This is a genomic window from Streptomyces antarcticus (genome assembly GCF_026627255.1).
Taxonomy (GTDB): Bacteria; Actinomycetota; Actinomycetes; order Streptomycetales; family Streptomycetaceae; genus Streptomyces; species Streptomyces antarcticus.
This window is the reverse complement of record NZ_JAPNLM010000001.1, coordinates 200,439-221,471: the sequence shown is the minus strand read 5'-3', so window position 1 is coordinate 221,471 and position 21,033 is coordinate 200,439. Positions and strand designations below refer to the sequence as shown.

The following is a 21,033-nucleotide window of genomic DNA, read 5'->3' as shown; positions in this document are numbered from 1 at the left end:
GGCAGCCGCGCCAAAGGTCTACAGCCGTGCGGTAAGAAGTCGGTGAACATCGGGGTGACCGGATTCAGCCATCCAGACGGACGAGCATCCTGCCCAGATCGCCGCCCTTGAGCATGCCCCTGAACGCCTCCACCGTGTGCTCGAAGCCCTGGACAACGGTGGTGTCGGTGCCGATCCGGCCGCTCCGCAGGTGGGGTACGAGGAAGTCCTCCAACTCGTCTTGCAGATTGGTGTGACTGCGAACCAATACCCCTTCCAGGCGGAGCGACTTGTGTACGACCTCGAAGAGGTTGCGGGGCGCCGCGGGGGACCGGTCGCCGCTGTGCAGGGAGATGGCGCCGACCCAGGCGATGCGCCCGTACTCGCGCAGCACGTCGATCGCGCCCTCCAGGTGGCCGCCGCCCACGTTGTCCACGTACACGTCGATGCCGTCCGGGGCGGCCCGCGCGAGCTGCTCGCCGACCGGGCCGTCGTGGTGGTCGAAGGTCGCGTCGAATCCGAGCTCCCGCGTGAGGTGGCGGACCTTCGCGGCCGAACCCGCGCTGCCGATGATCCGGCCGGCGCCGGACAGCTGCCGCCGGGGCTGCTGGGCGGGGTGCTGGTGGAGGAGGCGTACGCCCTGGTCCACCCGGCGGGACACCCGGACCCGAGGGCGCTGCCCCTGCTGGACTGGGACGAGAACTGCGGCTCCCACACCCGCGACTGGTGGAGGGCCCAGGACCGGATCCGGCGGGCCACCGTCAAGGCCGGGGACGATGGGATGGTGCTGACGATGGCCGGCCGCGGGCTGGGCATGGCGATCCTCCCGGAACTGTCGCTGCGCGAGGCCGCCCCGGGCGTGGAGATCACCGATCTGGGCCCCCTGAGGCCGGTGAGGAAGGTGGGATACGTCACCACACCGGAATCGGCGGCTTCCCGCATGGTGAGGGCTCTGATCAGGGAACTCCGCTCCGGCAAGGACTGAAACGGACCTCCGGCGAGGGGTTCGCGGCCGGGTTCGGCGTCTCAGATAGTAGGAAGTCCGAGTAAGTGCGGAGACATACAGCCGGACCTGGCTTAGCTTTGTAGGAGCCGAACGTCTCGCCGATCCGGCGAATGGCGGTCGAGAGCGCGCGCCCCTGGCAGGCAACCCCTGCGGCGCACAGCTCCCCGCCTCTTCCGGCGCCTTGAAGGAACCCCTCATCCGTGGCCCCGCCACGCCGTGATCTCAAGGAGTCGATCACCATGACCCCCACCACCGCTGCCGTCCGCCGCGTCCGCCACTCCTCCACGGCGGACTCCGACCGGAAGAACGCCGCCGCCGCCCTCCAGCGCGCCCTGGACCGCCGGGACAACGGCGGCTCGACCGGCCACTGAGCCCGGCAGGGCCGCTGAGCAGGACTTCGACCACCGCCGCCCCGGGCATGTTGCGTTCACGATGGTCCACATCGTGGACGCGATATGTCTGAGGGCTGGGACACGGAGTACGGTTTCGTCATGTCGACCAGCATCAATCTCGCAGTGATCCCCGGTGATGGCATCGGCCAGGAAGTCGTGGCTCAGGGACTCAAGGTCCTTACCGCGGTCCTGCCCCAGGATGTGAAGCTGGAGACCAGGCAATACGATCTCGGGGCCCAGCGCTGGCACCGCACCGGTGAGACCCTCCCGGACGCGGAGCTGGAGGCCCTCAAGCACCACGACGCGATCCTGCTGGGCGCCATCGGCGACCCCTCGGTCCCGTCCGGCGTGCTGGAGCGCGGTCTGCTGCTGAAGCTCCGCTTCGCCTTCGACCACTTCATCAACCTGCGCCCGTCGAAGCTGTTCCCCAACACCGCCACCCCGCTGGCCGGCCGTCCGGAGATCGACTTCGTCGTGGTCCGCGAGGGCACCGAGGGTCCGTACACCGGCAACGGCGGCTCCCTGCGCACCGGCACCCCCGCCGAGGTCGCCACCGAGGTCAGCGTCAATACGGCGTACGGCGTCGAGCGCGTCGTCCGTGACGCCTACGAGCGGGCGAACGCCCGCCCCCGCAAGAAGCTGACGCTGGTCCACAAGAACAACGTCCTCGTGTACGCGGGCCACCTGTGGAAGAACGTCTTCGACACGGTCGGCCGGGAGTACCCCGAGGTCACCACCGACTACCTGCACGTCGACGCCGCGACGATCTTCTTCGTCACCCAGCCGGAGCGCTTCGACGTCATCGTCACGGACAACCTCTTCGGTGACATCCTCACCGACCTGGCCGCCGCCGTGACCGGCGGAATCGGCCTGGCCGCCTCCGGGAACATCAACCCGACCGGCGCCTTCCCGTCCATGTTCGAGCCCGTCCACGGCTCGGCCCCGGACATTGCGGGTACCGGCAAGGCCGACCCGACCGCGACGATCCTCTCCGTCGCCCTCCTGCTGCGCCACCTGGGCTACGAGGCCCAGGCCGTCCGCATCGAGGACGCCGTCTCCGCCGACCTCGCGGAGCGCGACGGCACCTTCCGCTCCACCGACGCCATCGGCGACGCCCTCGCCGCTCGCGTAGCCGGCTGACCCGGCCGCTCCACCTCCAGGAAGCCGCCGGGTCGTCATCGCCCCGGCGGCTTCTCCTGTGCGGCCCCGGGTGCCACCATCTCCCCTGGGCCGCAATCCCCCCGTTTCACCGAACTCCTCGCGCGGGCGATAATCGAACGCGAGGCCGCTGAATACGGGGAAGCTCGGACGTCCTAGTACGCATGAGCGCGGTCCGCCATACACAACGGTGAAGGACAAGCACTCATGACGACGCCCACGATCGAGCTCAAGCCCTCCTCGAACCCGCTGTCCGACGCGGAGCGCGAGGCGATCCTGGCCAGCCCCGGCTTCGGCCGCCACTTCACCGACAACATGGTGACGATCAAGTGGACCGAGGGCCGCGGCTGGCACGACGCCGAGCTGGTCCCGTACGCGCCGCTGTCGATCGACCCGGCGAACATGACCCTGCACTACGCGCAGACGATCTTCGAGGGTCTCAAGGCCTACCGCCAGCCCGACGGCACCGTGGCCACCTTCCGCCCCGAGGCCAACGCCAAGCGGTTCCAGACCTCCGCCCGCCGCATGGCCATGCCCGAGCTGCCCGTCGACCTGTTCATCTCGGCGTGCGACGCGCTGATCCGGCAGGACCGCGCCTGGGTCCCGGACTCCGGCGAGGCATCGCTGTACCTGCGGCCGTTCATGTTCGCGTCCGAGGTCGGCCTGGGCGTCCGCCCGGCCAACGAGTTCCTCTTCATCGTCATCGCCTCGCCCGCCGGCGCCTACTTCCCGGGCGGCGTGAAGCCCGTCTCCGTCTGGCTCTCCGAGGACTACGTGCGCGCCGTCAAGGGCGGCACCGGCGCCGCCAAGACCGGCGGCAACTACGCGGCCTCCCTCGTCGCCCAGGCCCAGGCCGCCTCGCACGGCTGCGACCAGGTGGTCTGGCTCGACGCCGTCGAGCACCGCTGGATCGAGGAGATGGGCGGCATGAACCTGTACTTCGTGTACGGCGACCGCATCGTCACCCCCGAGCTCACCGGCTCGCTCCTCCCGGGCATCACCCGCGACTCCCTCCTCACCATCGCCCGCGACCTCGGCTACACCGCCGAGGAGGGCCGGATCACCACCGAGGACTGGAAGCGCGACAACGAGAACGGCACCCTGACCGAGGTGTTCGCCTGCGGCACCGCCGCCGTCATCACCCCGGTCGGCTCGGTCAAGTCCGAGCGCGCCAACTGGACCCAGGGCGACGGCGAGCCCGGCCGGGTCACCATGCGCCTGCGCAAGGCCCTGCTGGAACTCCAGACCGGCCACGCCGCCGACGCGCACGGCTGGATGCACCCGCTCGGCTAGACCGTCCGCGTACGACCCGCGTACGAAGGCTCCCCCGTACGAAGGCCCCCGTACGAAGGCCCCCGTACGAAGGCCCCCGTACGAAGGCCCGCGCCCCCGGAAGCTCCGGAGGCGCGGGCCTTCGCCGTACGGGGGCGGGGGCTCAGGCCGCCGTCCGCACCGCCGGCTCCTCGGCGGGGGCCGGGGCCGGGGAGGCGCCGGCGGTCAGGGCGGCGTACGCGAGGCCGCCCGCCAGGCCGGACAGGACGAAGGAGCAGTCCACCCCGCCGGTCAGGGCCAGCAGCGGGCCCTCGTAGAACGGGGTGGTCACGGCGAGCAGGCCGACCCCGGCGCCGATCGCCCAGGAGGCGGTGGCGCGCGGGTTCCAGCCGCCGCGGTACCAGTAGACCCCGCCGACGGAACGGCGGTTGAAGACCTGGAGGGCCTCGGCGTCGTACCGCCCGCGGCAGCGCGCGTAGCCGATCAGGGTGATCACGGCCCAGGGGGTGCCGATCGCGGTCAGCAGCAGGACGAAGGAGGTCATCGCGGCCTGTGCGTTCCACCCGAAGGAGCCGACGAAGACGAAGGCGGTGGCGACGGCCGCGGCGGCCAGGGTGGCCGTGGTGCGCGTGACCCGGGGGAGGATCGCGTCGAGGTCGAGCCCCATGGAGTAGAGCATCAGCCCGGCGTTGCCCACCGAACCGCCCGCGGCCGCGGCGAGCAGCGGGAGCAGGTACCAGGAGGGCGCGGCGGCCACGAGCGGGCCGGCGTACTCGGCGCCCGCCCGGGCGGCGAGCGCCGTGAAGGTGCCGAACAGCTGCGGGACCAGCAGGCCGAAGAACAGGCCGAGGGCCGTGGCCCAGAGCACCGTGCGGGAGCCGTGCCGGTGGGGGGAGATGTAGCGGGTGTAGTCGCCGAGCAGCGTGATGAAGGCGACGGGACCGCTGAGGCCGGCGGCGACGGCGGCGAGCAGCCAGGTCGGCCAGAAGGAGCCGAGGAGGTACGGGGTGTCCGGCGGGGCGGCGGCGGTGAAGTCGCCGGAGTAGGCGAGGACGCCGACCGCGAGCAGCACCAGCATGCCGACGGACAGCACCTTGCTCATGCGCAGCAGCAGCCGGTAGCCGAAGACGGCCCCGACGACGGTGCACACGGCCAGTACGCCGTACATCGCGGCCCGCGTGACGCCCGTGTCCGGGAGCCCGGTGAGCCGGGAGAGGACGCCGGCCATCACGTCGCCGCCGATCCACAGGGTCAGGGCGGTGTAGCCGAGCGAGAGCAGCAGGCCGACCACCGACCCGACGAGACGGCCGCGGACGCCGAACTGGGCGCCGCTGGAGGTGGAGAGGTTGGTGCCGGTGCGCAGGGAGACGAGCGCGAGCGGCGCGGTGAAGGCGATGCCGACGAGGGTGCCGGTCACGATGGCGGTGACCGAGGGCCACAGGCCCAGTCCGAAGGACGGGGGCAGCCAGCCGAAGACGATCACACCGAGGCAGAGGTTGGAGCCGAGCAGGATCGATATCAGGTCACGGGGACCGCTCGTCCGCTCCTCCTCGGGGATGGTGTCGACTCCGCGCTGTTCGATGGGCATAGGGGACTCCCTTGGCAGGGCGGGGGGTGGTCGCGCACTGTTTGAGCGACACTCAATGTGACGCACGCCCGTGTCCCAGGTCAATGATTCCGCCCCGCGAGATGAAGAGTTAGAGTGATGCTCTAACTCTTCGACTCAAGAGGTGGTGGATCGGCGTGCGGCTGACCCCTACGGAGCGCGACCGGCTGCTGCTCCGCAGCGCTGCGGAACTGGCCAGGGCCCGACGGGCCCGTGGCCTGAAACTCAACGTCCCGGAGGCCACCGCGCTGATCGCGGACACGGTCTGCGAGGCCGCGCGCGACGGGAAGCGGCTGGCGGAGGCCATTGAGGAGGCCCGCTCGGTGCTGGGCCCGGACGACGTCCTGCCCGGCGTCTGCGACGTGGTCACCGAGGTGCACGTGGAGGCCGTCTTCGACGACGGATCCCGCCTCGCGGTCGTCTCGGCCCCCATCCGGGGCGCCGTCCCGCTCGGCGACGACGCCCCGGGCGCCGTGGTCCCCGGGCCGGGGGTTCCGCAGCCGGAGCCGGTCCTCCACCTGCGGGTGCGCAACACCGCGGCCGTCCCGGTGAGCGTGACCTCGCACTTCCACTTCTTCGAGGCCAACCCGCGCCTGGACTTCGACCGGGCCGCCGCCTACGGCATGCGGCTGTGCGTGCCCGCCGGCTCCTCCGTGCGGTTCGACCCGCACGGCGAGGGCGAGGTCGGCCTGGTCCCGATCGGCGGCGAGCGCATCGCCATCGGCTTCGCGGGGCTGGTCGACGGCCCACTGGACGCCCCCGGCGCCAAGGCGGAGGCCCTGCGCCGAGCGGCGGCCTGCGGATACCTCGGCGCGGGCCCGGCCGACCCCGCGGGCCCGGCCGACCCCACCGAACCGGCCGGCCCCGCCGGCCCCGGCAGCGCCCACGGCCCGCACGGAGCCGCCCCCGGACCCACGGCCTGCCCGGAAGGAAACCCCGCATGAGCCGCCAAACCCCCCACAGCGACCACTGCGCCCCCGGCAGCCGGCACATCGACCCGCACGAGTACGCCTCCGTCTTCGGCCCCCGCGCCGGGGACCGGGTCCGCCTCGGCGACTCCGGGCTCACCGTCCGGGTGGAGTCGGACTCGCAGCGGCCGGGGGACGAGTTCCTGGCGGGTTTCGGGAAGACGGCCCGGGACGGGCTGCACCTGAAGGCGGCGGCGGTCCGTGACACCTGTGACGTGGTCATCAGCAACGTCCTGGTCATCGACGCCGTCCTCGGCATCCGCAAGGTGTCCATCGGCATCCGCGAGGGCCGGATCCACGCGATCGGCCGGGCCGGCAACCCCGACACCCTCGACGGGGTCGACGTCGTCGTCGGCACCGGCACCTCGATCGTCTCCGGCGAAGGCCTGATCGCCACGGCGGGCGCCGTCGACACCCACGTCCACCTGCTCTCCCCGCGGATCATGGAGGCCTCGCTCGCCGCGGGCGTCACCACGATCATCGGGCAGGAGTTCGGCCCGGTCTGGGGCGTCGGCGTCAACTCCCCGTGGGCCCTCAAGCACGCCTTCAACGCCTTCGACGCGTGGCCGGTGAACATCGGTTTCCTCGCCCGCGGTTCCTCCTCGGACCCGGCCCCGCTGATCGAGGCCCTCGCCGAGGGCGGCGCGTCCGGGTTCAAGGTCCACGAGGACATGGGCGCCCACACGCGTGCCCTGGACACGGCCCTGCGCGTGGCCGAGGAGTACGACGTACAGGTGGCCCTGCACAGCGACGGCCTCAACGAGTGCCTGTCGGTGGAGGACACCCTGCGCGTCCTGGACGGGCGGACCATCCACGCCTTCCACATCGAGGGCTGCGGCGGCGGACACGTCCCCAACGTGCTGAAGATGGCGGGCGTGGCGAACGTCATCGGCTCCTCCACCAATCCGACGCTGCCGTTCGGCAGGGACGCGGTCGCCGAGCACTACGGGATGATCGTCTCCGTCCACGACCTGAAGCCCGACCTGCCGGGCGACGCGGCGATGGCCCGTGACCGGATCCGCGCCGGGACGATGGGGGCCGAGGACGTCCTGCACGACCTCGGGGCGATCGGCATCACCTCCTCCGACGCGCAGGGCATGGGGCGGGCGGGGGAGACGGTCCGCCGGACCTTCGCGATGGCGGCGAAGATGAAGGGCGAGCTGGGCCCGCTGGCCGGTGACGGCGAGGGCGACGACAACGCCCGGGTCCTGCGCTACATGGCCAAGCTGACCATCAACCCGGCCATCGCCCACGGTCTGGCGCACGAGATCGGCTCCATCGAGGTCGGCAAACTCGCCGACATCGTGCTGTGGCGTCCGGCGTTCTTCGGCGCCAAGCCCCAGCTCGTCCTCAAGTCCGGTTTCCCCGCCTACGGAGTCACCGGCGACCCCAACGCCGCCACCGACACCTGCGAACCCCTCGTCCTCGGCCCGCAGTTCGGTTCGTACGGGGCGACCGCGGCCGACATCTCCGTCGCCTTCGTCTCCGCCGCGGCCGCCGTGCTCGGCGGCGACGAGATGCCCACCCGCCGCCGCCGGGTCGCCGTCCGCGGCACCCGCGGGATCGGCCCGGGGGACCTCCTCCTCAACTCGCGGGTGGGCGCGGTCGATGTGGACGCGCGCAGCGGGCTCGTCTCCCTGGACGGCGAACCGCTGCGCTCCGAAGCCGCCGACTCGGTCTCCCTCAATCGCCTGTACTTCCTGTAAGCCGGCCCTGCCCGTAAGGACCCCGCCATGACCGCAGCACAGCCCGCCCCCACCGGCAAGCCCGCCGACGCCGGATTCCGGATGCCCGCCGAATGGACCGCCCACGAGCGCACCTGGATGGCCTGGCCCAGCCCGAATCCGACCTTCACCACCGGGCAGGAGCTCGCCGAGGCCCGCGAGGCGTGGGGGGCCGTCGCCCGCGCGGTCGCCGCGTACGAGCCCGTGACCCTCGTGGTGTCCCCGGGCGACGCCGAGTCCGCCCGCGCGGTCGTCGGCGACGGCGTACAGCTGGTCGAGCGCGAGCTCGACGACGCCTGGATGCGGGACATCGGCCCGACCTTCGTCACCGACGGCGCGGGCGCGCTGGCCGCCGTCGACTGGACGTTCAACGGCTGGGGCGCCCAGGAGTGGGCCCGCTGGGACCACGACGAGAAGGTCGCCCGGCACGTGTCGGACCTCGTCGGCAGCCGCACCTACAGCACCGCCCTCGTCAACGAGGGCGGCGCCATCCACGTCGACGGCGAGGGAACCGTCCTGCTCACCGACACCGTGCAGCTGGGCGAGGGCCGCAACCCCGGCTGGACCCGCCGCCAGGTCGAGGCCGAGATCCACGCCCACCTCGGCACGACGAAGGCGCTCTGGCTGCCGTACGGCCTGGCCGGCGACTACGGCACCTACGGCACCCAGGGCCACGTCGACATCGTCGCCGCCTTCGCCCGCCCCGGCGTGGTGATGGTGCACACCCAGCCCGACCCGGCCCACCCGGACCACGAGCGCTGCAAGGCCATCGCCGCGCTCCTGCGGGCGTCCACCGACGCCCGGGGCCGCCGGCTGGAGGTCGTGGAGGTCCCCGCGCCGACCGTGCTGGAGGAGGACGGGGAGTGGGTGGACTACTCCTACATCAACCACTACCTCTGCAACGGCGGCGTGGTCCTGTGCTGCTTCGACGACCCGCGCGACGAGGAGGCCGCCGAGATCTTCCGCGGACTGTTCCCCGAGCGGACCGTGACACTGGTTGACGCACGTACGATTTTCGCCGGGGGTGGCGGTATCCACTGCATCACCCAGCAGCAGCCGAAGGTCTGACCGACGAGGAGTGGGTCCATGGTGGCGGGTGGAGTACCGGTACGGGCGGCGCGCAAGAACGCGCCCCCGCGCGAGGACGTCCTCGTCGCCGCCATGGCCACGATCGCCGAGCGCGGCCTCGAGGGCCTGACCATGGCGGGCCTGGGCCGCGAGGTCGGCATGAGCAGCGGCCACCTCCTCTACTACTTCGGCAGCAAGGACGAGCTCCTGCTGCAGACCCTGGAGTGGAGCGAGGCCGCGCTCGGCGCCGAGCGGCGCGGGCTGCTGTCCCGCCGCGGACCGGTGGCCGAGCGCCTGCGCGCGTACGTCGACCTGTACGTCCCCACCCGCGCCCGCGACCCGCACTGGACGCTCTGGCTGGAGGTCTGGAACCGCTCGCAGAACGCGGGCCCCCAGGAGCGCGACCGGCAGGCCGCCATCGAGGGCGCCTGGCACCGCGACCTGGTGGCGCTGCTCGCCGAGGGCATCTCGCGCGGCGAGTTCCGGCCCGTGGACCCCGACCGCGTGGCGGCCCGCATCCGGGCCCTCCTCGACGGCTTCAGCATCCAGCTGGCGGTGGGACTGCCGACGCTGGACCGCGCCGCGATCCTCACCCACGTGCGCGAGTTCCTGGACGACACCCTGGCCCCGCACACCCCGGCGTGAGCGGACCCGCCGCATGGCTGCCCGGATGCTGAGATCCGTGTCCGCGGACCGGCGCCGGTGTGGCACACTGCGGGCGTGCCTGCTCAGCTCATGATTATCGCCAGCAGCGCGCCGGTCCCCAGTGGCCGCTGAACCGCGGAAGAACTTCGCGGGAAGCGGCCACCGTGCCCCAGACCCGCGCGCAGACCTCTCGCTACCCGCGAGGGGTTTTTTCGTTTCCCGGCTCCATCCCTGCCGGGAGCGGGCCGCGCGCGATGATGGGGGCAGTGGATCCCGGACACCCGGACCCACCATCCGACAGGAGTCAGATCAGCATGACGACGACAGAGGTCGCAGAGGTCCTCGACGACAGCTTCCATGTCTTCGACACCACGCTGCGCGACGGCGCCCAGCGCGAAGGCATCAACCTCACGGTCGCCGACAAGCTGACGATCGCCCGGCACCTGGACGACTTCGGAGTGGGCTTCATCGAGGGCGGCTGGCCCGGCGCCAACCCCCGTGACACCGAGTTCTTCTCCCGCGCCCAGGCCGAGATCGACTTCAAGAACGCCCGGCTCGTCGCCTTCGGAGCCACCCGCCGGGCCGGCGGCTCGGCGGCCGAGGACCCGCAGGTGCGTGCCCTGCTGGCGTCCGGCGCCCCCGTGATCACGCTCGTCGCCAAGTCGCACGACCGCCACGTCGAACTGGCCCTGCGCACCACCCTCGAGGAGAACCTGGAGATGGTCCGCGACACCGTCTCCCACCTGGTCGCCGAAGGCCGCCGCGTCTTCGTCGACTGCGAGCACTTCTTCGACGGCTACCGCGCCAACCCCGAGTACGCGAAGTCCGTCGTGCGCGCCGCCCACGAGGCCGGCGCCGACGTCGTCGTCCTCTGCGACACCAACGGCGGCATGCTGCCCGCCCAGGTGACGGCGACCGTCGCCACCGTCCTCGCCGACACCGGCGCCCGCCTGGGCATCCACGCCCAGGACGACACCGGCTGCGCCGTCGCCAACACCCTGGCCGCCGTCGACGCGGGCGCCACCCACGTCCAGTGCACGGCGAACGGCTACGGCGAGCGCGTCGGCAACGCCAACCTCTTCCCCGTCGTCGCCGCCCTGGAGATCAAGTACGGCCGCACCGTGCTCCCCGAGGGCGCCCTCGCCGAGATGACGCGCATCTCGCACGCCATCGCGGAGGTCGTCAACCTCACCCCCTCCACGCACCAGCCGTACGTCGGCGTCTCCGCCTTCGCGCACAAGGCCGGCCTGCACGCCTCCGCCATCAAGGTCGACCCGGACCTCTACCAGCACATCGACCCCGCGCGGGTCGGCAACACCATGCGGATGCTGGTCTCCGACATGGCCGGACGGGCTTCCATCGAGCTCAAGGGCAAGGAACTCGGCGTCGACCTCGGCGGGGACCGCGCGCTGATCTCCCGGGTCGTCGAGCGGGTCAAGGAGCGTGAGCTGCGGGGCTACACGTACGAGGCCGCCGACGCCTCCTTCGAGCTGCTGCTCCGCGCCGAGGCCGAGGGCCGCGCCCGCCGGTACTTCCGTACGGAGTCCTGGCGCGCGATCGTCGAGGACCGCCCGGACGGCATCCACGCCAACGAGGCCACGGTCAAGCTGCGCGCCAAGGGCGAGCGGATCGTCGCCACGGCGGAGGGCAACGGACCGGTCAACGCGCTGGACCGGGCCTTGCGGGTGGCGCTGGAGCGGTTCTACCCGCAGCTGGCCAAGTTCGAGCTGGTGGACTACAAGGTCCGCATCCTGGAGGGCACACACGGCACGGAGTCCACGACCCGCGTCCTGATCGCCACGACGGACGGCGTCCGCGAGTGGTCGACGGTCGGCGTCGCCGAGAACGTGATCGCGGCGTCCTGGCAGGCACTCGAGGACGCCTACACCTACGGCCTCCTGCACGCGGGCGTCGAACCGGCCGAGTAGCCGCCGAAGAGCCGCCGGAGAGCCGCCGTCCAGGCGGCGGCCGCTGGGTCTTATGTCCTGCTCACACGGGAAAGTACCGGTTCAGGTAGCGTCGTGAGTATGAGGACCAGGCTGATATCCGCATTCTCCGGTCTGCTGCTGGCCCTGTCGGCCACCGCCCTCGTGGTGGCGGCCCCGCAGGCGTCGGCCGCCACCGGGACGGCTGCCGTGGCGGAGGCCCTCAAGAAGGGCCCGGTCTACGTCGATCCGCGGGCCGAGGCGCAGCTGCCCAAGGCCGAGGCGGACGCGCTCGCAAAGAAGATCAAGGACGCGGGGAAGCCGGTGTTCGTCGCCGTGCTGCCGGCCGCCGCCGAGTTCCCGCAGGACAGGGTCCTCGCGGCCGTCCGCGCCGAGACCGGCATCACCGGGCTGTACGCGATCCGCCTCGGCGACGGCTTCCGGGCCGCCGCCGACCGGGCCGTCATGCCGGGCTACGCGGTGCAGAACCTCTCGGAGGCGGTGAAGACCGGCGGCCCGGCCGACGCGACGACCCAGCTCGACACCTTCGTGGACCAGGCCCTCGGCCAGACCAAGGGCTCGGCCCCCGCCTCCTGGGGCACCACCGGAGCCGGTGACGGCGCCCCGGTCGGCGGCCTGATCGCGCTCGGCGCGGTGGCGGTGGTCGGCGGTGGAGGCGCGTACGCGCTGGTCAGGCGGAACCGCAAGAAGAAGGAAGAGGTCCGGCGCGAGGCCGTCGCCCGCCTGGGCGTCGTCGTCGACGAGGACATCACGGCCTTCGGCGAGGAACTGGAGCGGCTCGACTTCCACCCGGGGGAGCCCGGAGCCGACGACGCCATGCGCAAGGACTACGAGCAGGGGCTCGACTCCTACGAGAAGGCCAAGCGGATCATGGCCTCCGTCCAGCGGCCGGACGAGGTCCAGGGGGTCACCCAGGCGCTGGAGGACGGCCGCTACGCCCTGGCGAGCCTCGACGCGCGCCGTCAGGGGAAGCCGGTGCCCGAGCGCCGCTCGCCCTGCTTCTTCGACCCCCGGCACGGTCCGAGCACCGAGGACGCCGCGTGGGCCCCGCCCGCGGGGGCGGCCCGTACCGTACCGGTCTGCACGGCGGACGCCGTACGGCTGCGCGACGGGCTCGACCCGGCGGTCCGCACCGTCGACACCGAGCACGGGCCGCGCCCGTACTACGACGCCGGCCCGGCGTACGGTCCCTGGGCCGGCGGCTACTTCGGCGGCGGCATGCTGCCGGGTCTGCTGATGGGCACGATGCTCGGCTCGATGATGGCCGGTCCCGCCTACGCCTCGGACTTCGGCGGCGGGGGCGGAGGCTTCGAGGGCGGGGACGTGTCCGGCGCCGACTTCAACCCGTCCGACTTCGGCGGTGGCGGCGGGGACTTCGGCGGCGGTGGCGGCTTCGACGGCGGGGGCGGCTGGTAGCCGCCCCCGGGGAGCCGGGTCCGGCGGGTCAGGCCTGCTTGATCGCGGAGATGTCGAACGTCAGCTTCACCTTGTCGCTGACCATCACCCCGCCGGCCTCCAGTGCCGCGTTCCAGGTCAGGCCCCAGTCGGAGCGCAGGATCTCGGCGGAGCCCTCGAAGCCGACGCGCTCGTTGCCGTAGACGTCCGTGGCGGATCCGGCGAACTCCAGGTCGATGGCGAGCGGGCGGGTGACGTCCTTGATCGTCAGCTGGCCGCTGATGCGGTACGCGTCGCCGCCGAGCCGGGCCGCGGAGGTGGTGCGGAAGGTCATCAGGGGGAAGCGCTCGGCGTCGAAGAAGTCGCCGCTCAGCAGGTGGCCGTCGCGGTCCGCGATGCCGGTGCCGACCGAGGCGATGGTGACGTCGATGGAGGCGGTGGAGCGGGACGGGTCCGTGCCGTCCAGGTGCAGGGTGCCCTCGTGCTCGCCGAAGCTGCCGCGGACGTTGGTCACCATGGCGTGGCGCACGGTGAAGCCGATGCTGCTGTGGGAGGCGTCGATGACGTAGTCGCCGGTGAGCGCGGCGAGGGCCGGGTCCACGTCGAGCGTGGCGACGGCGTCGGTGTTCGTGTCCTGGCTGCGGCGGGTGAAGAAACCCATGGCTTGCTCCTCGGTAGAGTCCTGCGTGTCTGTTGAATGTTCAACGACTTAACGAGAAAGACGCTAGACCCATTCTGTTCAAATTTCAACTTCCTGGACGAGGTGCCCGTCTGTTTGTCGGGGATCGACAAAGGAGCTGTCCCCCGTATGGCGGAGTCCGCGCATCGCCGAGCCCTTCTGTGCGGGCCGGACAGCGGAAGACACCGGAGACTGTGCGGAATCAACGGAGGTTTTTCACGCCTCGCTTCGTAAGGTCGGTACATGACCGTTGTGGACCAGACCCCGAGCGAGCCCACGGACGCCCGCGGGCGCGTGGCCGAGCTGCACTCCCTGCGCGAGCAGGCGCGGCGCGGCCCCAGTGACCGGGCGACCGAGACCCAGCACGCCAAGGGCAAGCTGACCGCCCGGGAGCGCATCGCGCTGCTCCTCGACGAAGGTTCCTTCAAAGAAGTCGAGCAGCTGCGCCGCCACCGGGCGACGGGCTTCGGCCTGGAGAACAAGAAGCCCTACACCGACGGTGTGATCACCGGGTGGGGCACGGTCGAGGGCCGCACGGTCTTCGTCTACGCGCACGACTTCCGGATCTTCGGCGGCGCGCTGGGCGAGGCCCACGCCACGAAGATCCACAAGATCATGGACATGGCCATCGCGGCCGGCGCGCCGCTGGTCTCCCTCAACGACGGCGCCGGCGCCCGCATCCAGGAGGGCGTCTCCGCGCTGGCCGGCTATGGCGGCATCTTCCAGCGCAACACCCGCGCCTCGGGCGTCATCCCGCAGATCTCGGTCATGCTGGGCCCCTGCGCCGGCGGCGCCGCCTACTCCCCGGCCCTCACCGACTTCGTCTTCATGGTCCGGGACACCTCGCAGATGTTCATCACCGGCCCGGACGTGGTCCGCGCGGTGACGGGCGAGGAGATCACCCAGAACGGCCTCGGCGGCGCGGACGTCCACGCCGAGACCTCCGGCGTCGCGCACTTCGCGTACGACGACGAGGAGACCTGCATCTCCGAGGTCCGCTACCTGATCTCGATGCTCCCCTCCAACAACCGCGAGAACCCCCCGGTCCACGAGACGTCCGACCCGCCCGGCCGGCGCTCGGAGGTCCTGCTGGACCTGGTGCCCGCGGACGGAAACCGCCCGTACGACATGCTCAAGGTCATCGAGGAGCTCGTCGACGAGGGCGACGTCCTGGAGATCCACGAGCGCTGGGCGCGCAACATCATCTGTGCGCTGGGCCGGCTCGACGGCCAGGTCGTCGGCATCGTGGCGAACCAGCCCGGCCACCTCGCGGGCGTGCTCGACATCCACGCCTCCGAGAAGGCGGCCCGCTTCGTCCAGCTCTGCGACGCCTTCAACATCCCGATCGTCACCCTTCTGGACGTCCCCGGCTTCCTGCCGGGCGTCGACCAGGAGCACGGCGGCATCATCCGCCACGGCGCCAAGCTGCTGTACGCGTACTGCAACGCCACCGTCCCGCGGATCTCGCTGATCCTGCGCAAGGCCTACGGCGGCGCGTACATCGTCATGGACTCCCAGTCCATCGGCGCCGACATCACCTACGCCTGGCCCACCAACGAGATCGCCGTCATGGGCGCCGAGGGCGCGGCCAACGTCATCTTCCGCAAGCAGATCGCGGACGCCGAGGACCCCGAGGCCATGCGCACCCGCATGGTCAAGGAGTACAAGGCCGAGCTGATGCACCCCTACTACGCGGCCGAGCGCGGCCTCGTCGACGACGTGATCGACCCCGCCGAGACCCGCGGGACGCTCGTCAGCGCCCTCGCGATGCTCCGCAACAAGCACGCCGACCTGCCGTCCCGCAAGCACGGCAACCCGCCGCAGTAAGAGGAGACACGCCACCGATGAGCACCGACACCCTGCTCCGCGTCGAAAAGGGCAACGCCGCCCCCGAGGAACTGGCCGCGATCACCGCGATCCTGCTGGCCCGCGCCGCCGCCACCCCGGAGACCGCCCCCGCCCGCACCCCCCGCTCCCAGGCCGGCTGGCGCCGCCTGGAGCGCACGCCGGGCTTCCGCGCCCCGCACAGCTGGCAGGGCTGAGCCCCGCGAGGCTCCGTACGCCGAGAGGCCCCGCACCCCTGAGGTGTGCGGGGCCTCCCGCGTGCCCGGGGGCCCACACATCCCGGGCCCCCGGGCACGCCGAAGGCCCCCGCGTCCTGGACGCGGGGGCCTTGGTGTGCCGTCGGCAGCCGTTAGCGCAGGCGTGCCATGAGGGCGTGCTCGACGAGGGTGATGAGTGCGCTCTTGGCGTCCGCGCGGTGGCGGGCGTCGGTGGTGATGATCGGGGCGTCGGGGCCGATCTGGAGGGCTTCGCGGACTTCTTCGGGGGTGTAGGGCTGGTGTCCCTCGAAGCCGTTGAGCGCGATGACGAAGGGCAGGCCGCTGTTCTCGAAGTAGTCGACGGCGGGGAAGCAGTCGGCGAGGCGGCGGGTGTCGACGAGGACGATGGCGCCGATGGCGCCGCGGACGAGGTCGTCCCACATGAACCAGAAGCGGTCCTGGCCCGGTGTACCGAAGAGGTACAGGATCAGGTCCTGGTCGAGGGTGATGCGGCCGAAGTCCATGGCGACCGTGGTGGTCGTCTTGTCACCGGTGTGGGTGAGGTCGTCGATTCCGGCGCTCGCGCTGGTCATGACGGCTTCGGTGCGCAGCGGGTTGATCTCGGAGACCGCGCCGACGAACGTGGTCTTGCCCACGCCGAAGCCGCCCGCCACCACGATCTTCGCGGAGGTGGTGGAGCGAGGAGCCGCTCCGCCGCTAGAGCTTGCGAAGTCCACTGAGCACCCTTTCGAGCAGTGTCACATCTGGCTGGCCGCCGGCAGACTCGTCGCCGCCGGGCTGATGAATGGCGACAAGGCCCGCCTCTGCCAGGTCGGCGACGAGGATGCGGGCGACACCAAGAGGAATGGAGAGGAGTGCCGAGATCTCCGCGACGGATTTGATCTCCTGGCACAGACGGCAGATGCGCTGGTGCTCGGGCAGCTGCCCTTGCAACCGCGCGGGATCCGCCGTGGTACTGACCAGCGCCTCGATGGCGAGCTGGTAGCGCGGCCGGGTCCGGCCGCCGGTCATCGCGTACGGGCGCACCAGCGGATTGTGGGCCTTCGGAGCGGGCTGGCGCGCGGCGCGCGGCGGCTGCTGCGGAGGGACCTGGGGCTGCTGGTACTGCGGGGGCTGCCCGTACGGCTGCTGGTACGGATTGTGCTCCGACACGGGCCGGCTGGGAGCAGACGGGAAGTTGAAGCGGTTCTGGTCGTGCCCACCCTGCGGCTGCTGCGCGCCGCCATAGGGATGTCCTCCGGGTGTTGTCACGTTTCCTCCTCCGACTCCAAGTACGCGGTGCTCCCTGTGGGACCGCGCCACCGCACCCTATGGTGCGATGGCGCGAAACGCACTGCCTGTCTGCTAGTTGAGCAGGCTTCCCTGGAGCTCGGCGCGCAGGTCCGGGGTGAGGACACTGCCCGCGCGATCCACCAGAAGGGCCATCTCGTAGCCCACGAGGCCGATGTCGCACTCGGGGTGCGCCAGGACGGCCAGTGAGGATCCGTCCGAGACGGACATGAGGAAGAGGAATCCCCGGTCCATCTCGACCACGGTCTGGTTGACGGCGCCGCCCTCGAAGATCCGGGAAGCCCCGGCGGTCAGCGAGGTCAGACCGGATGCCACGGCCGACAGCTGGTCGGCGCGGTCGCGCGGGAACCCGTCGGACATCGCCAGAAGCAGTCCGTCGGCGGAGACCACCACCGTGTGGGACACCCCGGGGGTGTTGTCCACGAAATTGGTGATCAACCAGTTCAGGTTCTGTGCCGCCTGGCTCATCGGGCTCACACTAACGCTCCTGGTCATAGCTGTTACCTGACTGCTCGGAACCCGCGCTGCGTCCCTGCTGGACACCGCGCCGCAGGTTGCTCAACCTGCCGCGGACGTCCTCCGGGGCGCGGGAGACCTGTGGGCCGCCCTGCGGGGTCGTCTCCGCCGCACCCTCGACCAGGTTGGCCTTGGGTACCCGCCGAGGGAGACCGGACGGGGTGATCCCGCCCGCCTTCGGCTCACGGAGCTTGCCGGCCTGCTGCCAGCGATCGTCGTTGCGCGAACGCCAGGCCGCGGTGCCTTCAGTTTCCTCCGGGGCCTTCTCCGGTTCGGCGGGCTGCTGCTGACGCTGCGGCCGCTGCTCGAAGAGGGATCCGGTGGACTCCGCTTCCTTCTGTGCCGGCTGCCACTGCTGCTGGCTGCCGCGTCGCGGCAGACCCGCTCCGGTCATCTTGTGACCGGTGTCGGCAGTGGTGTCCGGACGGTCGAAGCCTACGCGTTCCGGGGCCTGTTCGGCACCGGACGGTGATTCCGATTCGGTCCCGTAATCCTGCTGGTAGGCAGCCGGATACGTGTTCTGTCCGGGCCACTCGACCGCTCCGGACTGGGCGTCGTAGCCGCCGTCGTACGCCGGGGCGGCCTGCTGCTGGTCCTGGAATCCGGCTTCCGGATAGCCGTATCCCTGCTGCGGGTACGCGTCGAAGCCGGGCTGTGCGCCCTGCTGGTCGTACGGGGCTTCGTAGCCCTGTTCGGGCTGCTGCTCGTAGCCCTGGTACGGCTGGTACTCGTGTTCAGGCTGGGGTTCCGGATACTCGGGCCCGGGGTACCCCGGCTGCCCTTGCTGCTCCGGCTGACCCGGCTGCCCGTATCCGGCCTGGGCCTCCAGCGCGGCCCGGCGCTCCTCGCGCCCGAGGGAGCGGCCGACCGGGTCGAGGTCGCGGTCTTCCGCGCCCTGCTGGTCGTACCGGGAGTCGTCGAAGCCGAGTTCTGCCGCGGTGCGCAGCGCGGGCGCCTGGAGGGCCTGCTGCGGCTGCGAGGCCTGCTGCTCCGGGATGATCTGGGAGACCGTGAAGTCGTCGTTGGGTACGCCCTCGCCACCGCCACCATGGGTGATCGCGTCGGGGAGCATGACCAGCGACGTGGTGCCGGCCGCCTCGCCCGAGGGGCGCAGCTGGACGCGGATGCTGTGGCGGTCCGCCAGCCGGCCGACCACGAACAGGCCCATGCGCTGCGAGATCGCGGCGTCCACCGTCGGCGGGTTGGCCAGCTTGTGGTTGATGTCGGCGAAGTCCTCGGCGGTGAGGCCGATGCCCTTGTCGTGGATCTCGATCATGACGCGGCCGTCGGGCAGACGCGTCGCGTTGACCCGGACCTTGGTCTGCGGGGAGGAGAACGTGGTGGCGTTCTCCAGCAGCTCGGCGAGCAGGTGCACGAGGTCGGTCACGGCCTGGCCGTGGATCTCGGCGTCGGAGACCCCGGAGAGCTCGACGCGCTCGTACTGCTCCACCTCGGAGGAGGCGGCGCGCAGGACGTCGACGAGGGGGACCGGCTGGTCCCAGCGGCGGCCCGGCTCCTCACCCGCGAGGATGAGGAGGTTCTCGCCGTTGCGGCGCATGCGGGTGGCCAGGTGGTCCAGGCGGAAGAGGTTCTCCAGCTGGTCCGGGTCGGCCTCGTTGTTCTCCAGGTCGGTGATCAGGGTCAGCTGGCCCTCGATCAGGGACTGGTTGCGTATGGAGAGGTTCGTGAAGATCGCGTTGACGTTCCCTCGCAGGAGCGCCTGCTCGGCCGCGAGCCGTACCGCTTCCCGGTGGACCTGGTCGAAGGCGCGGGCGACCTCGCCGATCTCGTCCCGGGAGTCGATGGGGATCGGCCGGACACGGGTGTCCACCTTGCCCGGGTCGGTGCGCGAGAGCTGGTCGACGAGCATCGGCAGGCGCTGCTCGGCGATGTCGAAGGCGGCGCCGCGCAGGCGGCGCATCGCGCGGCCCATCTGCCGTGCCATGAGGCCCGCCAGGATGAAGGCGGCGAGCAGGGCCAGGACCACGATGGCGCCGTTGGTGATGGCGTCGTTGCGGGCCTCGTCGGAGATCGCGCCGGCGTCCTTGACGGCCTTGTCGAGGAATTCCTTCTCGATCTGGTCGTAACCGTCGAACTTGGCGGTGGCGGCGTACTGCCAGGCGGTGGGCGTGGTGCCGTTCAGGGCCAGCTTGGCCTTGCTGTCGCCGCTGGCGATGGCCTCGGTCATGCCGGTGAGCGCGGAGCCGTTGACCACCGGCGGCGGCCTGAAGACGGTGCCGGCCTGCTCCGCGGCCGACTTGGCCTCGGCGAGCTTCTCGGCGCCTTCCTCGGACTTCTGGCCCATGATCTCTTTGAGGCGGTTGGTGTCCGCCTCGGTGCCCGCGGCGACGTACTCGCCGATGGCGATCTCTTCGAGGTAGGCGTAGGAGGAGAAGGCGACGAGCTGGGCCTTGCGGACGTCCTCGTTGGTGCTCGGGCGGACCAGCAGGTGGGTGCCGACCGCGCGCTGCAGCGAGTTCGCCGCCTTGGCCAGCTGGATCGCGTAGACCATGCGGCCGTACGAGGTCACGTTGCCGGTGCCGAGGCCGAGCTCGTTGGCGAACTGCATCAGGTAGTGCTGGACGAGGACGTAGCCCTCTTCGGTGGGGATGGGGCCCGGCGCGTTGGGGAGGTTCTTCTTCGGGGTCTCGATCGCCGCCTGGTAGGCAGACTTGCGGACCGCGTCCAGCTTGGGCTCGTCACCACGGAAGAGCTCCAGGCGGCGCTCCAGGCCCTGCTGCTTCGGCATGTCCTGGACGGCCTTGTCGAACTTGGCCTTGGCCGCGGTGGTCGCCGCGTACGCCTTGGTGACCGTCTCGCTCTTGGTGTCGCCGCTCAGGAGCGGCTCGGCCGTGAGGTCGCGCTCGTTCAGCAGCGCCTGGCTGTACTCGGAGGAGGCCTGGACGACCCTGGCTATCCGCTCGGCGTCCTGGGCTTCGTTCCAGGTGTCCACGGAGCCCTTCACCTGGAAGCCGCCCATGACCAGCCCGACGAGCGCGGGTACGAGCAGGATGGCGTTCAGGCGGGTCGGCACGCGCCAGTTGCGGGGCGCGAACCTGCTGGTGCTGCCGCTGCCGGCCGGTGGCTCCACGGACGCGTCGACGGGCGACAGGGCCGCTCTCGGCGGCGGGGTGAAGTTGCCGCGCGCGGGTTCATCCGCGGGGCTTGCGTTGCTTCGCCTCACTCGACCAACAACCTCTCCGCGGTGCTACTAGCTGGTTCGTTGAATTCCAGCACGGTTAACGGCCGTGTTCCAAACAGTTGAAATCGGCCATTCCTAGAGCCTTATGCCCCACATAAATCGGACATAAAGAGCTTCCGGCGGC

Annotated in this window: 18 protein-coding genes and 1 pseudogene; 12 read left to right on the top strand and 7 right to left on the bottom strand. The window is 71.2% G+C overall.

Annotation, left to right across the window (positions count from 1 at the left end; translation table 11 throughout):
• Window positions 1–64: 64 nt before the first annotated feature.
• Entirely contained in the window at window positions 65–550 is a 486-nt protein-coding gene (locus OTB16_RS01025) for a zinc-binding dehydrogenase (protein ID WP_420717607.1), read from the bottom strand.
• On the opposite strand from OTB16_RS01025, the pseudogene OTB16_RS01020 reads away from it, so the two are divergent.
• The 4 genes and pseudogenes from OTB16_RS01020 to OTB16_RS01005 all read left to right on the top strand — a co-directional run.
• Window positions 446–964, top strand: a pseudogene (locus OTB16_RS01020) (LysR substrate-binding domain-containing protein); the annotation flags it as partial. The gene OTB16_RS01025 and the pseudogene OTB16_RS01020 sit on opposite strands and share 105 nt — an antisense overlap.
• 260 nt (window positions 965–1,224) lie before the next feature.
• A complete protein-coding gene (locus OTB16_RS01015) occupies window positions 1,225–1,356 on the top strand; it encodes a hypothetical protein (RefSeq protein ID WP_267717669.1) in 132 nt (43 codons plus the stop codon).
• A 120-nt stretch (window positions 1,357–1,476) separates the two neighbouring features.
• The gene (locus tag OTB16_RS01010; protein WP_267717668.1) at window positions 1,477–2,517 is read left to right on the top strand and encodes a 3-isopropylmalate dehydrogenase; all 1,041 of its coding nucleotides are present in this window, start codon (window positions 1,477–1,479) and stop codon (window positions 2,515–2,517) included.
• A gap of 225 nt (window positions 2,518–2,742) precedes the next feature.
• Entirely contained in the window at window positions 2,743–3,828 is a 1,086-nt protein-coding gene (locus OTB16_RS01005) for a branched-chain amino acid aminotransferase (protein WP_267717667.1), read from the top strand.
• A 142-nt stretch (window positions 3,829–3,970) separates the two neighbouring features.
• On the opposite strand, the gene OTB16_RS01000 is transcribed toward OTB16_RS01005, so the two are convergent.
• Window positions 3,971–5,395, bottom strand: coding sequence for a cytosine permease (locus OTB16_RS01000; protein WP_267717665.1), 1,425 nt, complete (start codon window positions 5,393–5,395; stop codon window positions 3,971–3,973).
• A 155-nt stretch (window positions 5,396–5,550) separates the two neighbouring features.
• On the opposite strand from OTB16_RS01000, the gene ureA reads away from it, so the two are divergent.
• The 6 genes from ureA to OTB16_RS00970 all read left to right on the top strand — a co-directional run bounded on the left by ureA (window position 5,551) and on the right by OTB16_RS00970 (window position 13,180).
• Window positions 5,551–6,357: an urease subunit gamma gene (gene ureA, locus OTB16_RS00995; protein ID WP_267717664.1), complete on the top strand. Its 807-nt coding sequence runs from the start codon at window positions 5,551–5,553 to the stop codon at window positions 6,355–6,357.
• Entirely contained in the window at window positions 6,354–8,087 is a 1,734-nt protein-coding gene (locus OTB16_RS00990; protein WP_267717663.1) for an urease subunit alpha, read from the top strand. The genes ureA and OTB16_RS00990 overlap by 4 nt, the downstream gene beginning before the upstream one ends.
• Before the next feature lie 27 nt (window positions 8,088–8,114).
• Window positions 8,115–9,173, top strand: a complete 1,059-nt coding sequence (locus OTB16_RS00985) for an agmatine deiminase family protein (protein WP_267717662.1) — start codon at window positions 8,115–8,117, stop codon at window positions 9,171–9,173.
• Between the two features lie 18 nt (window positions 9,174–9,191).
• Entirely contained in the window at window positions 9,192–9,818 is a 627-nt protein-coding gene (locus OTB16_RS00980; protein ID WP_267717661.1) for a TetR/AcrR family transcriptional regulator, read from the top strand.
• Between the two features lie 314 nt (window positions 9,819–10,132).
• Window positions 10,133–11,746: a citramalate synthase gene (gene cimA, locus OTB16_RS00975; protein ID WP_267717660.1), complete on the top strand. Its 1,614-nt coding sequence runs from the start codon at window positions 10,133–10,135 to the stop codon at window positions 11,744–11,746.
• 99 nt (window positions 11,747–11,845) lie between these two features.
• Window positions 11,846–13,180 (top strand): hypothetical protein, encoded by a 1,335-nt coding sequence (locus tag OTB16_RS00970; protein ID WP_267717659.1) that lies wholly within the window; start codon window positions 11,846–11,848, stop codon window positions 13,178–13,180.
• 28 nt (window positions 13,181–13,208) lie between these two features.
• On the opposite strand, the gene OTB16_RS00965 is transcribed toward OTB16_RS00970, so the two are convergent.
• Window positions 13,209–13,820: a YceI family protein gene (locus tag OTB16_RS00965; RefSeq protein ID WP_267717658.1), complete on the bottom strand. Its 612-nt coding sequence runs from the start codon at window positions 13,818–13,820 to the stop codon at window positions 13,209–13,211.
• A 261-nt stretch (window positions 13,821–14,081) separates the two neighbouring features.
• Between OTB16_RS00965 and OTB16_RS00960 the strand changes: the two genes are divergently transcribed.
• Together OTB16_RS00960 and OTB16_RS00955 are read left to right on the top strand one after the other, a co-directional pair.
• Window positions 14,082–15,665 carry an acyl-CoA carboxylase subunit beta gene (locus OTB16_RS00960; protein ID WP_267717657.1) on the top strand — a complete coding sequence of 528 codons (1,584 nt, stop codon included), beginning with the start codon at window positions 14,082–14,084 and terminating at the stop codon, window positions 15,663–15,665.
• A 17-nt stretch (window positions 15,666–15,682) separates the two neighbouring features.
• Complete coding sequence (locus OTB16_RS00955; RefSeq protein WP_267717656.1) at window positions 15,683–15,880, top strand: acyl-CoA carboxylase subunit epsilon; 198 nt, start codon at window positions 15,683–15,685, stop codon at window positions 15,878–15,880.
• 152 nt (window positions 15,881–16,032) lie between these two features.
• Here the strand turns inward: OTB16_RS00955 and OTB16_RS00950 are convergent, their stop codons facing one another.
• The 4 genes from OTB16_RS00950 to OTB16_RS00935 all read right to left on the bottom strand — a co-directional run bounded on the left by OTB16_RS00950 (window position 16,033) and on the right by OTB16_RS00935 (window position 20,891).
• On the bottom strand, window positions 16,033–16,617 hold the full coding sequence (locus OTB16_RS00950; protein ID WP_267717655.1) for a GTP-binding protein: 585 nt from the start codon (window positions 16,615–16,617) through the stop codon (window positions 16,033–16,035).
• Window positions 16,598–17,152: a DUF742 domain-containing protein gene (locus OTB16_RS00945; protein WP_267717654.1), complete on the bottom strand. Its 555-nt coding sequence runs from the start codon at window positions 17,150–17,152 to the stop codon at window positions 16,598–16,600. Before OTB16_RS00945 ends, OTB16_RS00950 begins: the two co-directional genes overlap by 20 nt.
• Window positions 17,153–17,245: 93 nt before the next feature.
• Window positions 17,246–17,659 (bottom strand): roadblock/LC7 domain-containing protein, encoded by a 414-nt coding sequence (locus OTB16_RS00940; protein ID WP_267717653.1) that lies wholly within the window; start codon window positions 17,657–17,659, stop codon window positions 17,246–17,248.
• Window positions 17,660–17,669: 10 nt separating this feature from the next.
• Window positions 17,670–20,891: a sensor histidine kinase gene (locus tag OTB16_RS00935; RefSeq protein WP_267717652.1), complete on the bottom strand. Its 3,222-nt coding sequence runs from the start codon at window positions 20,889–20,891 to the stop codon at window positions 17,670–17,672.
• Between the last annotated feature and the right edge of the window lie 142 nt (window positions 20,892–21,033).

Coding starts and splice junctions, on each gene's coding strand:
- OTB16_RS01015 (WP_267717669.1), top strand. CDS start 1,225: ATGACCCCCACCACCGCTGCCGTCCGCCGCGTCCGCCACTCCTCCACG.
- OTB16_RS01010 (WP_267717668.1), top strand. CDS start 1,477: ATGTCGACCAGCATCAATCTCGCAGTGATCCCCGGTGATGGCATCGGC.
- OTB16_RS01005 (WP_267717667.1), top strand. CDS start 2,743: ATGACGACGCCCACGATCGAGCTCAAGCCCTCCTCGAACCCGCTGTCC.
- OTB16_RS01000 (WP_267717665.1), bottom strand. CDS start 5,395: ATGCCCATCGAACAGCGCGGAGTCGACACCATCCCCGAGGAGGAGCGG.
- OTB16_RS00990 (WP_267717663.1), top strand. CDS start 6,354: ATGAGCCGCCAAACCCCCCACAGCGACCACTGCGCCCCCGGCAGCCGG.
- OTB16_RS00985 (WP_267717662.1), top strand. CDS start 8,115: ATGACCGCAGCACAGCCCGCCCCCACCGGCAAGCCCGCCGACGCCGGA.
- OTB16_RS00980 (WP_267717661.1), top strand. CDS start 9,192: ATGGTGGCGGGTGGAGTACCGGTACGGGCGGCGCGCAAGAACGCGCCC.
- cimA (WP_267717660.1), top strand. CDS start 10,133: ATGACGACGACAGAGGTCGCAGAGGTCCTCGACGACAGCTTCCATGTC.
- OTB16_RS00970 (WP_267717659.1), top strand. CDS start 11,846: ATGAGGACCAGGCTGATATCCGCATTCTCCGGTCTGCTGCTGGCCCTG.
- OTB16_RS00965 (WP_267717658.1), bottom strand. CDS start 13,820: ATGGGTTTCTTCACCCGCCGCAGCCAGGACACGAACACCGACGCCGTC.
- OTB16_RS00960 (WP_267717657.1), top strand. CDS start 14,082: ATGACCGTTGTGGACCAGACCCCGAGCGAGCCCACGGACGCCCGCGGG.
- OTB16_RS00955 (WP_267717656.1), top strand. CDS start 15,683: ATGAGCACCGACACCCTGCTCCGCGTCGAAAAGGGCAACGCCGCCCCC.
- OTB16_RS00940 (WP_267717653.1), bottom strand. CDS start 17,659: ATGAGCCAGGCGGCACAGAACCTGAACTGGTTGATCACCAATTTCGTG.